The 13220-nt window shown below is 68.1% G+C and carries 12 protein-coding genes; 7 read left to right on the top strand and 5 right to left on the bottom strand.

The features are described 5' to 3' along the window. The first annotated feature begins 97 nt into the window (after positions 1–97). The 4 genes from AB0H49_RS08065 to AB0H49_RS08050 all read left to right on the top strand — a co-directional run bounded on the left by AB0H49_RS08065 (position 98) and on the right by AB0H49_RS08050 (position 5117). A complete protein-coding gene (locus AB0H49_RS08065) occupies positions 98–2338 on the top strand; it encodes an MMPL family transporter (protein WP_357248636.1) in 2241 nt (746 codons plus the stop codon). A 68-nt stretch (positions 2339–2406) separates the two neighbouring features. Then, positions 2407–2853, top strand: a complete 447-nt coding sequence (locus AB0H49_RS08060) for a nitroreductase family deazaflavin-dependent oxidoreductase (protein WP_357248633.1) — start codon at positions 2407–2409, stop codon at positions 2851–2853. Beyond that, complete coding sequence (locus tag AB0H49_RS08055; protein WP_357248630.1) at positions 2850–4418, top strand: MFS transporter; 1569 nt, start codon at positions 2850–2852, stop codon at positions 4416–4418. Before AB0H49_RS08060 ends, AB0H49_RS08055 begins: the two co-directional genes overlap by 4 nt. A gap of 27 nt (positions 4419–4445) precedes the next feature. Beyond that, positions 4446–5117 (top strand): MspA family porin, encoded by a 672-nt coding sequence (locus AB0H49_RS08050; protein WP_357248627.1) that lies wholly within the window; start codon positions 4446–4448, stop codon positions 5115–5117. On the opposite strand, the gene AB0H49_RS08045 is transcribed toward AB0H49_RS08050, so the two are convergent. Together AB0H49_RS08045 and AB0H49_RS08040 are read right to left on the bottom strand one after the other, a co-directional pair. Continuing rightward, entirely contained in the window at positions 5114–5737 is a 624-nt protein-coding gene (locus tag AB0H49_RS08045; RefSeq protein ID WP_357248624.1) for a hypothetical protein, read from the bottom strand. The genes AB0H49_RS08050 and AB0H49_RS08045 overlap by 4 nt on opposite strands. A gap of 66 nt (positions 5738–5803) precedes the next feature. After that, positions 5804–6931 (bottom strand): serine hydrolase domain-containing protein, encoded by a 1128-nt coding sequence (locus AB0H49_RS08040; protein WP_357248621.1) that lies wholly within the window; start codon positions 6929–6931, stop codon positions 5804–5806. Between the two features lie 465 nt (positions 6932–7396). Between AB0H49_RS08040 and AB0H49_RS08035 the strand changes: the two genes are divergently transcribed. Both AB0H49_RS08035 and AB0H49_RS08030 read left to right on the top strand, forming a co-directional pair. After that, on the top strand, positions 7397–9751 hold the full coding sequence (locus AB0H49_RS08035) for an MMPL family transporter (RefSeq protein WP_357248618.1): 2355 nt from the start codon (positions 7397–7399) through the stop codon (positions 9749–9751). Positions 9752–9972: 221 nt separating this feature from the next. Continuing rightward, positions 9973–10839 carry an alpha/beta fold hydrolase gene (locus AB0H49_RS08030; RefSeq protein WP_357248615.1) on the top strand — a complete coding sequence of 289 codons (867 nt, stop codon included), beginning with the start codon at positions 9973–9975 and terminating at the stop codon, positions 10837–10839. Positions 10840–10849: 10 nt separating this feature from the next. Here the strand turns inward: AB0H49_RS08030 and AB0H49_RS08025 are convergent, their stop codons facing one another. Further along, entirely contained in the window at positions 10850–11284 is a 435-nt protein-coding gene (locus AB0H49_RS08025; RefSeq protein WP_357248612.1) for a VOC family protein, read from the bottom strand. A 183-nt stretch (positions 11285–11467) separates the two neighbouring features. Here AB0H49_RS08025 and AB0H49_RS08020 point away from each other — a divergent pair, with 183 nt between their 5' ends. Then, positions 11468–11818 carry a hypothetical protein gene (locus AB0H49_RS08020; protein ID WP_355002350.1) on the top strand — a complete coding sequence of 117 codons (351 nt, stop codon included), beginning with the start codon at positions 11468–11470 and terminating at the stop codon, positions 11816–11818. Between the two features lie 78 nt (positions 11819–11896). Here AB0H49_RS08020 and AB0H49_RS08015 read toward each other — a convergent pair whose 3' ends face one another. After that, complete coding sequence (locus tag AB0H49_RS08015) at positions 11897–12064, bottom strand: hypothetical protein (RefSeq protein ID WP_357248609.1); 168 nt, start codon at positions 12062–12064, stop codon at positions 11897–11899. 295 nt (positions 12065–12359) lie between these two features. Beyond that, positions 12360–13076 carry an SDR family oxidoreductase gene (locus AB0H49_RS08010; RefSeq protein WP_357248607.1) on the bottom strand — a complete coding sequence of 239 codons (717 nt, stop codon included), beginning with the start codon at positions 13074–13076 and terminating at the stop codon, positions 12360–12362. Positions 13077–13220: the final 144 nt, after the last annotated feature.

The raw sequence follows: 13220 nt of genomic DNA, 5'->3' as shown, positions 1-13220 counted from the left end.
TGCTGTTGCCGCGCTTGGCAACCCGCCGTAGCATTCCAGAAATAGATAGCAGCACTACCTGTAGTGGATAGTTCGACTCTATATAGGTGGAGGAATCGTGTTCGAGAAACTCGGCAGGTGGTCCGCCGCCCATCGCAGATGGGTGGTGGTAGGCACCGTTCTGTTCATCCTGCTCGGCGGTCTCTGGGGTTCGGGCGCGGGAAACCTGCTCGGCGGCGGCGCCGGGCTGGACGATCCGACCAGCGAGTCGTCCCACGCGGACGAGATCTTGGAGACCACCCTCGGCAGGCACGTCGCCGACGTGGTGGTCATGTACGAGAGCGCGGAGATGACCGTCGACGATCCGCGTTACCGCGCGCGGGTCGAGGACGCGGTCGCCAAGGTCCCGCGCAGCTCCTACACCTGGCTGGAGACGTTCTGGACCACCGGCTCCCCGGACTTCGTCTCCGCCGACCGGCACAAGACCTACATCTCCATGCAGCTGCCCGGCCAGATCGAGGAAGACCGGGTCGTGGTGTGGCGCGAGATCGAGCACCTCTTCGACCAGCCCGGTCTCGAGGTCCGCTTCGGCGGCCTGGTCGCGGTGAACGACCAGTTCAACGACATCACCGAGGAAGACCTCGCGCGCGCCGAGTTGATCTCGTTCCCGCTGCTGCTGATCCTGCTGATCGTCATCTTCCGCAGCGCGATCGCCGCGGCGCTGCCGCTCGCGGTCGGCGTGGTGGTCTCGGTCGGCTCGCTCGCGGTGCTGCGGGTGGTCGGCACGTTCACCGACCTGTCCACCTTCTCGATCAACCTGGTCGTCCTGCTCGGTCTGGGTCTGGCCATCGACTACGCGCTGCTCATCGTCAACCGATTCCGTGACGAGCTGGCCGCGGGCCGCACGGTCGACGACGCCATCGGCACCACCATGGCCACCGCGGGTCGCACCGTCGCCGTCTCCGGCATCACCGTCGCGGTCACCCTCGGCGGCCTGGTGATCTTCCCGTCGCGGTTCCTCACTTCGCTCGGCTACTCCGGCGTCAGCGTGGTGCTGTTCGCGGTGCTCGGCGCGCTCATCGTGATGCCCGCCCTGCTGCGTTTCGCGGGCCTGCGCATCAACTCGCTGCGGATCCCGCTGCCGTCGTTCGGCAAGCGCGGCGGCGAGCCGGGCACGCGCTGGTACAAGGTCGCGCACGCGGTCATGCGCCGTCCGGTGCTCGCCGCGGGCAGCATCGGCCTGGTGCTGGTGCTGCTCGGTCTGCCGCTGTTCGGCGCGACCTGGTCGCGGCCCGCCGACTGGGCGCTGCCCGCGGGCACCGACAGCCGGGTCGTCTCCGAGGAACTCGATCGGGACTTCCCGCTCGATCCGACCAAGGTGATCACCGCGGTGGTCGACATGCCCGGTGATGCCGCGAGTCCGCAAGCCCAGCAGGCGCTTTCGGGTTACCTCGACCGCCTGCGGGCGGTGCAGGGCGTGGACAGCGCCGCCGTCACCGGCACGGCGGGCGACCTGGCCCGCGTCACGCTCGGTTACTCGCTGGACTCGATGGACGCGCCGATCCGCGACGTGGTGCGCGAGCTGCGGGCCGTCGAACCGCCCGCCGAGTCGACCGCGTCGTTCACCAACCGCCCGGCGGCGGTGGCCGACCTGCTCGACATGCTCGCCGAGCGGCTGCCGTGGATGCTGCTGATCGTCACGGTGGTCTCGTTCGCGGTGCTGTTCCTCGCCTTCGGCTCGGTGCTGCTTCCGCTGAAGTCGGTGCTGATGAACCTGCTGTCGCTGTTCGCCACCTTCGGCATCGTCGCGCTCATCTTCCAGTACGGATTCCTTTCCGGCCCGCTGAATTTCGTTCCGGCGGGCTTCATGGACGCGAACATGCCGATGATGATCATGGCGATCGCCTTCGGTCTGGCCATGGACTACGAGGTGTTCCTGCTGGCGCGCATCCGCGAGCACTACCTGCGCAGCGGTGATCCGGTGGAGTCGGTGGCCTTCGGCGTGCGGCACACCGCGCGACTGATCACCAGCGCCGCGCTGTTACTCGCGGTGGTGCTCGGCGCCTTCGTGTTCTCCGGCATCACCATCGTGAAGATGATCGGCGTCGGCTTGGTGCTCGCCATCTTCCTGGACGCCACCATCGTGCGCGGCCTGCTGGTGCCCGCCACGATGCGGCTGCTCGGCGACAAGGCCTGGTGGGCGCCGAAGCCGCTGGCCGCCTGGTGGCAGAAGTACGGAATTCCCGAACCTGGAGCCGACGCGGCTCCGGAACCCGACGGTGCCGGCCGGCCGAGTGGCATCGAACCGGCAGATGCGCTCGGCACCACGGCGGCGACCTCGACAGCGCTGTCGCGGTGATCGTCGGTTTCGTGGCGGGCCCGGTCGACTCCTCTGGCCGGGCCCGCCGCCCCGGAAGGACATAGCTCATGGCAGCGAAGTACCAAGCCGGTCCGGTCCGCAAGATCCTGAACCGCGTCGTGATGGCGTTGGCCGCGCGCGGCGCGGGACCGGACGGCATGTACATCCTCGAGACCATCGGACGGCGCAGCGGCCTCACGCGCCGAAACCCGGTGCGCATCATCGAATTCGACGGACAGCGGTGGCTCGTCTCCCCCTACGGGGAGGTGGGCTGGGTGCACAACCTGCGCGAACGCGACGTCGTCGTGTTGCGCCGCGGCCACGACGAACAGCGGGTGTGGGCGGAATCGGTGCACGGCGACCGCGCGGGCCACGTGCTGCACCAGTACGTCAAGAAGGCGCCGGTGACGATGCCGTACTTCGACGCCTCGTCGCGCTCGGCGCCCGGCGTGTTCACCGCCGAGGCGCACCGACACCCCGTCTTCCTACTGCACGGCTGGAGCGAGACCCCATGACCACCACCCGCCCCGCGGCGAGTTCGGCGGCGCTCGAGACGATTCGCGATCCGAGCCGGTGGTGGGTGCTCGCCACCGTCTGCGTCTCCACGTTCATGCTCACCCTGGACATCACGGTGGTGAACGTGTCGCTGCCCGCCATCCAGGCCGATCTGTCGGCGAGCTTCGGCGCGCTGCAATGGGTGGTGGATGCCTACGCGCTCGGCATGGCCGCGTTCCTGCTGACCAGCGGCTCACTGGCGGACCGAATGGGCAGGCGCAGTTTGTTCGCCGGTGGTCTCGTGGTGTTCACCGCCGCGTCGGTCGCCTGCGGCGTCGCGGGAACTCCCTTGCTGCTGAACCTCTCTCGTGGTGTCCAGGGCGTCGGCGCGGCGATCCTCTACGCGGTCGGCCCCGCCATGCTCGCCGCGGCCTTCACCGGCAAGGAGCGCGGTACCGCGTTCGGCCTGTTCGGCATGACGACCGGGATCTCGGTCGCCGCCGGTCCGCTGGTCGGCGGTGCGCTCACCGAAATCGATTGGCGCTGGGTGTTCTACCTCAACGTGCCGACCGGGCTGGTGGCATTGCTAGTGGTGCTGGCGAAGGTGCCCGAGAGCGCGCGCCGGGGCGGCAGGCCGGTGGATCGGGCCGGGCTCGTGCTGTTCTCGGCGGCGCTGTTCCTGTTGGTGTACGGCATCATTCGCGGTCCGGTCGCCGGATGGACGGCGGGTTCGACCATCCTGTGCTTCACCGGCTGCGTCGTGCTGGTCGCCGCGTTCGTGCTGGTGCAGCGCCGCGGCAGGCATCCCATGCTCGATCTGGGGCTGTTCGCCAACCGCACCTTCGACGCGCTCTCGGCCGCGACGTTCGTCCTGAATTTCGCTGTCATCCCGGTGATCCTGTTCGGGGTGCTGTGGATGCAGGGCGTGCTCGGCCACTCCGCCATCGAGACCGGACTGCGCTTCCTGCCGCTGACCGCGATGCTGCTGGTGGCGGGCGTGCTCGGCGGCGTGTTGAGCGTGCGGGTCGCGACCAACCGGTTGATCGGCGCGGCGCTGATCCTCACCGGTATCGGGTTCCTGCTGCTCAACGCCATCGGCCCGGAGGACGACTGGACCGCCGCCCTGGTGCCGTTCCTGGTCGCGGGTATCGGTATGGGGCTGTTCAATCCGCCGCGGGCCAACGCCTCGGTCGCCATCGTCGCGCCGGAGGACTCCGGCATGGGCTCGGGCGTGAACGAGACCTTCCAGCAAGTGGGTTCGGCACTCGGCGTCGCGGCGCTCGGCGCGGTCGCGCACGCGCGGATCGCCGACAGTCTGTCCGGCCAGCCGGTGCCCGCCGCCGCGGTGGACGCGGTCGCGGCCGGATCCATCGACCGGCTCACCACCGAAAGCTCGGCCGCCCACGCGGCCGAGCTGACCGACGCCGCGCACCGGGCCTTCGTGTCCGGCCTGCACGCCGTGGCGACCATCGGCGGGCTGGCCAGCGTGATCGTCGGCGCCGCCGCGCTTTTCCTGATCCGCCGCCAGGATTTCGTCCAGGATCCGGCCGCACCCGAACACGACGACGCACCCGCCCTGCCCTGACGGGCGGGCCGAGATCGAAGGGGAATCATGAACTGCCGCAAACAGATCGGACGAGCCACGGCGGTCGTGGCGACGGGTGTCGCCGCGCTGGCCTACGGCACCGCGGGCGCCGACGTGGTGGTGCCGCTACCCGGCGCCCACCAAGTGCAGACGCTCATGGACGGGACGGTGGTCACCGTGCGCCTGACCGGCGAATCGGTGACCATCAACCCCTCGCTCGGCGGGACGCCGCTGCACCGCAACGCCTGGGTGTCCGGCAGCGCGCACGTCGAGGTGACCGGCGCGGGCGACCGGCCGGGCGGCAAACTCATCCCCGGCTACACCGTCGGCTGTCAGGTGGACATCTCCGGCGGCGGGGTGGAAGGGGGCGTGGAGGGCGGCCTCAGCTGGCGCGATCCGCAGAACGTCCGCCCGAACGTCGGCGCGGAGTCCGGTGGGGCGCTCTCGCTCGGCCCCGGCCAGACCCGCTCGTTCTACCTGCTGGACGTCGAGGTCCCCGACGACTTCGGCAACGAAGACCACAAGCCCGTCAACCGTTTTCGCGGCAACACCGCCTCGGTCACCTGGGCCGACTCCACCATCGCACTGACCGGCTGCGCGGGCTACGCCCAAGCCCGAGCCTTCATCCGCGTCGAGATCGAGACCGCGAACGTCGCCTCCCACCTCACCGTCTGGGGCGCGCCGTTCAGCCTCGGCTAGTCGGTCGCGACGGCGCGAGCTCTGCCTTCCTCGAAGAAATCCAGTAATCGCGCGACGGTGGGCACCTGGTCGCGCGGGCGCGAGGCGCCGAACGATTCGTTCCAGTAGGGGCCGGTGCGCGGGGTCCACGGGCCGACATACGCGTAAGGGCCCGGGTGGGACGAATCCCCTGGGGACACACCGAAATTGACCTCGTCCAGCGTGCTGGACAGGTCGAAATGCTCGGGCCACAGAACCGGGGTGATGTCGGGCGCGAGGCAGCGCAGGGCGGCGTCTCCGGTGGCGAACCAGTCGGCGATCACGGCCGCGGCCTCCTCCTCGACGCGCACTTCGTCGTCGAGGCCACGTCCGGTGGTGTCGGCGTACACGCCCTCGGGTGCGCCCGGCTCGAGGTTCGCCGCGTCGGCCAGCTGGCGGTAGGTGCCGGTCAACGGCGCGCGGCCGAACGGTCCGACCAGGCTGGCGCCGACCACCGACACCGGCAGCCGCGCCCCGCCGAACCCGCCGAGCACCACCCGCAACCGGATCGTGCCGTCGCGCCGGTACTGCGGCCCGGCGATCAGCAGCTCCGCCGTCCCGTGCAGGGAGTTCCTGGTCTCCCGGTACGTTGCCTCGTCCACTCCCGCATCATGCGCCGTCGCGGATCGGCGCACAGCGGTTTCGCCGCATCGCGTCTCGCGCGGCGCTCACCGGGCGAGGTCGCACAGGACCATGTCGATCACGTCCTGCACTCCCCCGTGCGGAGTGAGCGCGGTGATGATGTTGGGGAGCTGATTCATCGCGATGGTGACCGCGTGCCCGTCGGTGGCCGCGCCCACCACGCTGCTGCCCGCGATCGAGCCGCCGTGGCCCCACGTCTCGATGCCGCACCGATTCACCCTGCGGAACAGCCCGAGTCCGACCTCCTGGTCGAGCAACGGCACCCCGCTGGGAATCGTCGTGCGCATCTGCTCGAGCTGCGCGGGCGCGACAACCCGGCCGGTGATCAGCGCCATGAAGAAGCGGTTCAAGTCCCGTCCGCTGGCGACGATCGCGCCGTCGGGGAGTCCCCAGTTCGGGTCGATGTCGGTGATGTCGACGCGTTCCCCTCCGACGACGAGATAGTTGCGGGGATGCGGCCCCCGCACCACCTGTTCCAGCGGATACAGCGGCCAGTAGGTCTCCTGCAGTCCGAGCGGCAGGATGATCCGGCGCGTCACCTCGACGCCTACCGGCAGACCGGTCAGCCGTTCGATCAACGAGCCGATGATCAGATAGTTGGTATTGGAGTAACCCCATCGGGCGCCCGGCTCGAACTCGGCCGGTCGGTCCAACGCGGTTCGGATCAGCTCGGACGCCGGACGGTACCGCTGCATGCCCGCCACGCTGTCGAGGTCCACCTCGTCCAGGTAATCGGGGATGCCGCTGGTGTGCTGGAGCAGATTGCGCACGGTGATGCGGCGCCCGTCGCCCCCGGGCCCGGTGACCACGCCGGGCAGGTAGGCATCGATCGGCGAGTCCAGCTCGACACGCCGCTCGCCGACCAGCTGCAAGGCGACGGCGGCCACGAACGACTTCGTGTTGCTCGCGACGCGCACCCGCGCGTCGTCGGGGAACGGGGCCCCGGTGCCGAGATCGCCCACCCCGCTGTTGAGCCGCGTCTCGCCCGAGTCGCCGCTCACCACCAGCTGCGCGCCCGGCACACCCGAGGCGACCACGACCCGATCCAGCTCCGACTGCCAATTCGCCTCGACCCCCGGTTCCGCCCCGACGGGACTCGGCCCCGCCCACACCATCGACGCGACCAGAACGACCGCCACCACGAACCAGCGCATGATCTCCCCTCTCCCCCGACCCCACCGCGATCACCGACGTGAATCCGGCGATCACAGGGATCGGATACAGAGCGAACAGTTCTCGAACGTCCGAAGTCCCACCCCCAGCCTCCCTCATGTCGAGCGCTCGAGGTAGCCCCCTCCGGTCCGCGATTTCCCACCGCACGATCGGCGGTCGATGTTTCGAAGTCGCCTTCAGCGGTGTCCGCAGCGCTCCTGCGGCGAGCCTCGTGAGCGCCTGTCCATGCGGCCGGTAACCCTGATTCTTTCCTGAGAATGCAGGCCTCCTGGGAACTCGAAAATTGTGAGAGCCGTTGGCGGGGAAGCACATCGGGTGGGTTCAACGGCGGGAAGGGTGCTGGCCTCATGCGGATAGGCACGATCGAAAAGGTGCGTTTCGGGGGTATCGCCGTTGCAGAACGCATCGAACGAGTGCTTACCGCGCGCATTGTGGCGGTGGTCTGAGTGTTCGCGTGGTGGGGTGGCTTGGTCTCGCGGATCCGGTTCGTGGTCATCGGGGTGGTGGCCGCGGGCATGCTCGGTTTGGCCGGTTACGGGGCCGGGCTCACGGATCATCTGAGTTCGGGCGGAATGTTCGACCCGACCTCGGAGTCCTCGGAAGCCGCGCGGCTGGCCGATGCGGCGTTCGGGCGCAACCACGAAGGTGATGTGCTCGTCCGCTACACCGCGCCCCCGGGAACGACCGTCGACGACCCCGAGTTCGCGGCCAAGGTCGTCGCAAGCCTCAACGACCTACCGCGGCGATACCCGGAGCAGATCTCCGGCATCACCGCCGCCTACTGGCGTACCGAAACCGGCAAGATCAGTGGCCCCCGGCTCGCGACCGACGATCGCGGGCACGCCTTCGCGGCCATCGCCCTGCGCGGCGACGACGACACGACGATGATCCGCAACTACCGAGCTGTCAAAGGCGCCTTCGACATCGCAGGCGTCGATGTGCGGGTGAGCGGGTTGCAGCCGGTCGCCGGCGCACTCAACGACACCATCGCCGACGACATCCACCGGATGGAGCTGCTGGCCTTTCCCGTCGTCGGGCTGCTGTTGTTCTTCGTCTTCGGCGGTCTCGTCGCCGCGGCGCTGCCGTTGGTCGTGGGCGGGCTGACGGTCTTCGGCGCCTTCGGCATCGTCAAGTTCCTCACCGAGTTCACCGAGGTCAACTCGTTTGTCTCCGCGGTGGTTTCGATGATCGGGTTCGGCCTCGCCATCGATTACGGACTGTTCATCGTCAGCCGGTTCCGCGAAGAACTCGCCGAAGGCTACGACACTCCCGCCGCCGTGCGGCGCACCGTGATGACCGCGGGGCGCACCGTTGTCTTCTCCGCGACGATGATCGTCGCCAGCGTCGGCGGAATGCTGCTGTTCCCCCAAGGATTCCTGAAATCCTTCGCCTACGGCGCGATCGCCACGGTATCGATGGCGGCCCTGACCGCCATCACGATCCTGCCCGCGATGCTGGCGGTCCTCGGTCCGCGCGTGGACATGCTGGGTATCAAGCGGTTTCGCCGGACCAGACCCGCCGAGGAGGTCGAGAACGGGTTCTGGGGTCGCAGCACCCGCTGGGTCACGCGCCACCCGGTCGAGGTATTGGTCCCACTGGTGCTCGGGCTCGTGCTGCTGATCCTGCCCATCGGCAATCTGGCATTCGGCGGACTCAGCGAGAAGTACCTGCCGCCGGACAATCCGACACGCCTGGCCCAACAGGAATTCGACCGGCTGTTCCCGCTCCGCAAATCCGATCCCCTCGAACTGGTCTTCGTCTCCGACGACACCAACGCGGTCGGCGCGCTGTGGAAACAAGCCAACACCGCACCCGGCCTGGCCGCGCCCTTCGGCGTGCCGACCCCATCGACCACACAACCCGAGGTCTTCCGCACCACCGCCGCGCTCACCGACTCCAGCGACGCCGGGCCCTCCATCGATTACCTGCGTGACCTGCCACAGCCCGAGTCCGTGCGCATGCTCGTCGGCGGTATGCCCGCCCTGCAGAAGGACAGTGTCGACACTCTGCTGTCGCGGATACCGTGGATGGTCGCCCTGGTCGTGCTGGTCACGACGGTGCTGATGTTCCTGACTTTCGGATCGCTGGTGCTGCCGATCAAGGCCGCACTGATGAGCGCGCTCGGCCTCGGTTCCACCCTCGGAATCCTGACCTGGATCTTCATCGACGGCCACGGCGCGACGCTGCTGAACTTCACCCCGCAACCGATCACCTCGCCGGTGCTGGTGGTCATCATGGCCATCATCTACGGTCTCTCCACCGACTACGAGGTCTTCCTGCTCTCCCGCATGGTCGAAGCCCGCGCCCAAGGCGCCTCGACCACCGAGGCGGTGCGCATCGGCACCGCGCACACCGGCCGCATCATCACCGCCGCCGCCTTGATCCTGCTGGTGGTCGTCGGCGCGTTCGCGTTCTCGGACCTGGTGATGATGCAGTACATCGCCGTCGGCATGATCGCGGCGCTGGTCATCGACGCCACGGTCCTGCGCATGCTGCTGGTCCCAGCGACCATGAAACTGCTCGGCGACGACTGCTGGTGGGCGCCGAAATGGCTGAAACGCATTCAGCAGAAGGTCGGCCTCGGCGAACCAGTCCTCGATGACGCGCATCCTCGTAACGCCAACCCGGTCGATCTGATCCGCACCACACCGGTCACCGATCCGGTCACCACACAGCTGCCCGCGGTGTTCGGTCCCGACCCCGCGCCGTCACCACGGCGGGTGTCCCGACTTCGGCCCCCACACCCGCCCCGAGCCATCTCGACCGACACCGAACCGCCCACCACGCCGATCCATCGATAACGGCCGCCCAGCCGAAGGCCCGAGCACAAGAGCTTTCCTCCGCGCTGATCGTCGAGCGGCAAAGTTCGGTCGATACCGCCCAGAGGGCTTCGTCGGGGCGCGGCACCCGAGTCGCGGACGGCCCCAACGGATCTAAATGGTACGCACATATCGCATCCATGGTACCTTCGTACCGCATTAAATGATACGTACATACCACAACGAGGACGAAGGGGAGGCTCGTGCCGAAGATCGGGCGATTCACCAGCGCCGAAGCGAAGGCGGATTTCTTTCGCGCTTACGACACCGTGGCAGCGCGATGGCCAGTGCCCTCGATCGACATCGATGTCGAAACACCTTTCGGCACAACACGAGTCCGCAAATCAGGAGCCGCCGAGGGCGCGCCGATCGTGCTGCTGCCCGGCATCGGGGGCAACGGCATGGCGTGGCACCGATTCATCGGCGATCTGTCGCGCGACCGTGTGGTCTACACGCCGGACGTCATCGGATGGGCCGGGCGGTGTGAGCAGACCGCGCCGCTGCGCGATGCGGAGGACATCGCGACTTGGCTGGTCGCGGTCCTCGACGGTCTCGGTGCGGATCGAGTGCACCTCGCAGGAAATTCCTACGGCGCCTGGCTGGCCGGCGTGGTCGCGGTGTACCACTCCGAACGCCTGGCCAGTCTCACCATGATCGAGCCCAGTGGAGCCACCTTCGCCAGGCCGAGGGTGGGGCTGCTGGTCAAATTCCTGATGGCGGGCATGCGGCCGACTCCCGAACGCATGCGAAAGCTCACCAAGTGGTTGATGCCAGGACTCGAGCACACCGACGAAGAATTCGCGGTAGCCATGGCGACGACGAAGTTCCGGTCGGGAGTGCCGTGGGATCGGCCGTTCACCGACGAACAGCTGGCCGCCATCGCCGCGCCGAGCCTGATCCTCTACGGCGCCGAGACAATCGTCAGCGATCCGGTGCACGGGGCCGCTCGTGCCCACGCTTGCATCCCGACCGTCGAGGTCGAAACCTACCCGGGCGTTGGACACGATCTGCTGTGGGCCAATCCGGACCAGGTGATTCCGCGCTTCATGAAATTCATCGACAGCCTGTGAGGCGGCCACCTCAGTCGAGACAGAACTCGTTGCCCTCGATGTCTTGCATCACGATGCACGACTCGTCGTAGCCATCGGCGGACAGTAGCCGCACGCGTACCGCGCCGAGGGCGACCAGTCGTGCGCACTCGGCTTCCAGTGCGGCGAGGCGCTTCTCACCCACGAGGCCGGTGCCGACCCGGACATCGAGATGCACCCGATTCTTGACGACCTTGCCTTCGGGAACACGCTGGAAGTACAGTCGCGGGCCCGCTCCCGAGGGATCGACGCAGGCGAACGACGAACCCTGACGCTCAGGCGGACGCGAGCGATCGACTTCGTCCCACGTAGCGAACCCCTCCGGCGGCGGCGGTACGACGTAGCCCAACACCTCGCACCAGAAACGAGCGACGCGCTCGGGTTCCGCACAGTCGAAAGTGATTTGGACCTGCTTGACCGATGCCATCGGTCCACCATAACGGCGTGTGCCGGTCACCGAGACCTCGAACATCGACCTGAAGTCATGGGTTGACGTGCCGCCGGTAACGCGTCAGCCCGGAGACCCGGCGCTCCCTGTGCTCCGTAACGCCGCACGGTGGGCAATCGATGGTCAGGTGACAGCGAAGCAATGTGGCAGAGAGGATTTCGCATGAGAAGGACGACAACTGTCGTTGCCGCCGCCGTTGTTTCGGGTTTCGCTACCACGCTCGGATCCGGTGCGGCCCACGCCGCGCCGCAGGACTGCGTTGTCACGCGGGACCTGGTCGGCGCGACGGCGACGTGCCACGACGACGGACCCGCCGGGCGGGAGTACGCCCTGATCGTCGAGTGTTTCGGCCTGCACGGTGTGCCCAACGCCTTTCCGCTCATGGCCATCGGCCCTTACCAGGGTTCGTGGAGTGGCTCCTTCGGCCCGTCCGGCCGGGGCACGGCCTCGTGCATGGGCCCGCTGAGCATCGGGACCGCGACGAACGCCTACGTGACGATCTACCGGGACTGATCCATCACGCGCCGTCGAGCGCGACAGCACCTTCGCATCGGCGATAGCCCAGCCGGAAGACACCCTCCCTCGAACGACCTACATCAGGCCCGGCGCATGAAACGCCAGCATGTAGTAGACGTTCTCGATGTTCCGTTCGACCACGCTGACCAGCTCCCAGCCCTGGGATTCGAGCAGCTCGATGCCGTTGACCAGGTGGACGACCGGCTCGAAGATCGCACGTTGATAGCTGGCCGAGCCGAACACGAAACCTCCGGTCTGAGGCGAGCTCAGGACCAGGTTCCGGCGCGGATATGCACGCCGAGTCGCACACTTGCGCGGTGAGGGGACTCCAGCTGGATCCCGGATGCCGACCGCGCGCTGATCATGTGCTGAACGCGGAAAGCGAGCGCGAGGTGGAGCCGCACCGAGGCGAGGCCCCACCGCATCGCGGGTCGATCATCATGCTCGTCCCCTCCGCGCGCCGATGTCTACCGGTCGAATCGTGTTCGGGTGCAGGCCCGTTACTGGCCCGGTAGACGGCGACCGCAGAGTTGACGCCTCAGCGCTGGCGAACCGGCCGGACGACGATCTCGTTGACGTCGACGTCCGGCGCTTGGCCGACCGCGTAGGCGACCGCATCGGCGATCGACTCGGGTGCGATCGCGTCGCGACGGTACTCGGCCATGAACGCCTTGGCCTGCGGGTCGCTGATGGACTCGGCCAGTTCGGTGGTCACCACACCCGGCGAGATCGTGGTGACCCGGATTCCGGGCGGCGCCTCCAGCCGCAGACCCTCGGTGATCGCCCACGCGGCGTATTTGGTCCCGCAATACACGGCCGCGGTCGGACTGACCGCGTGCGCGCCGATCGACGCCACCGTCACCAGATGGCCGCTGTCTCGGGCGAGGAAATGCGGCAGCGCGGCCGCGATGCCGTGCAGCAGACCGCGGATGTTGACGTCGATCATCCGATCCCATTCATCGACGAGGCCCGCGTCCAGCCGCGACAGCGGCATCACACCTGCGTTGGCGACCAGGACATCGAGTCGGCCGTGCCGCGCCACAACGTCGTCGACGGCGGAACGAACGGCCTCCCGATCGGTGACGTCGAGTTCGCACGGCTCGATCGCGCCTCCGCTCTCGTCGGCGAGCGCGTGCAATAAGTCCACACGCCGCGCCGCGGCGACAACGCGCATACCGTCGGCGGCGAGCCGACGGGCAATGGCGCGTCCGATGCCGCTGCTCGCACCGGTGACGAAGGCGACGGAGTCGGTCATGTTCTCTCCCTTGGGTCGGTCACGGTGACCGCCACATCGGCGAGACACCGGCATCGCCAATCGGTCGACGCGACTTCCACTCTCGAAGCCCTCGACCGCCCCCGGCAGACCGAAACGTTCCTGGGAGTAACGCACCCGGAAACC

Source organism: Nocardia sp. NPDC050713 (assembly GCF_040654315.1).
GTDB lineage: Bacteria > Actinomycetota > Actinomycetes > Mycobacteriales > Mycobacteriaceae > Nocardia.
Note: the sequence above shows the minus strand (reverse complement) of the source record. Positions and strands in the feature narration are given on the sequence as shown.

Bases quoted from the DNA above. Each gene is read 5' to 3' on its own strand.
- AB0H49_RS08060 (WP_357248633.1), top strand. From the start codon at position 2,407: ATGGCAGCGAAGTACCAAGCCGGTCCGGTCCGCAAGATCCTGAACCGC.
- AB0H49_RS08055 (WP_357248630.1), top strand. From the start codon at position 2,850: ATGACCACCACCCGCCCCGCGGCGAGTTCGGCGGCGCTCGAGACGATT.
- AB0H49_RS08050 (WP_357248627.1), top strand. From the start codon at position 4,446: ATGAACTGCCGCAAACAGATCGGACGAGCCACGGCGGTCGTGGCGACG.
- AB0H49_RS08040 (WP_357248621.1), bottom strand. From the start codon at position 6,931: ATGCGCTGGTTCGTGGTGGCGGTCGTTCTGGTCGCGTCGATGGTGTGG.
- AB0H49_RS08025 (WP_357248612.1), bottom strand. From the start codon at position 11,284: ATGGCATCGGTCAAGCAGGTCCAAATCACTTTCGACTGTGCGGAACCC.
- AB0H49_RS08020 (WP_355002350.1), top strand. From the start codon at position 11,468: ATGAGAAGGACGACAACTGTCGTTGCCGCCGCCGTTGTTTCGGGTTTC.
- AB0H49_RS08010 (WP_357248607.1), bottom strand. From the start codon at position 13,076: ATGACCGACTCCGTCGCCTTCGTCACCGGTGCGAGCAGCGGCATCGGA.